This is a genomic window from Pantoea sp. 18059 (genome assembly GCF_902706165.1).
Classification (GTDB): domain Bacteria; phylum Pseudomonadota; class Gammaproteobacteria; order Enterobacterales; family Enterobacteriaceae; genus Pantoea; species Pantoea agglomerans.
In genome coordinates, this window is sequence record NZ_CACSJS010000077.1 from 1 (window position 1) to 381 (window position 381).

Below are 381 nucleotides of genomic sequence, written 5' to 3' on the forward strand. Positions count from 1 at the left end.
CGCCAGGGCCGCTGGTCCGACGCCGTCGACCGCGTGTCGCACTGCCTGGAACTCACACACGAGCTCTCGGAGGGCATATACACTGCCGAGCTGTGGTTGCAGAAGGCCGAGTACCTGCTGCAGGACACGCGCACCGCCCGTGACGCCCCGGCCTGTTTCCGCCAGGCCGCGGAAGTCGCGCGCGCGGGCGGCAAGCACCGTGTGGAAGCGCAGGCACTGTCACGCCTGCGCCATGTGGATCCTGCATCCTGCACCGTAGGCGACGCGTCGCGGCTGCAGGCCCTGCTGGGTATGCGCCCCGAACTCGGGGCATTTGTGTGTTGACCGATTGAAAGAGGGAGGACATCCGATGAGTTCCACTCACCAACAACCTTGCGACCC

The 381-nt window shown here is 66.7% G+C and carries 1 protein-coding gene; it reads left to right on the top strand.

Annotated elements, in window-relative coordinates:
* On the top strand, window positions 1–324 hold a 324-nt coding region (locus tag GVJ63_RS22140), incomplete at its 5' end, for a hypothetical protein (RefSeq protein WP_159227382.1).
* Between the last annotated feature and the right edge of the window lie 57 nt (window positions 325–381).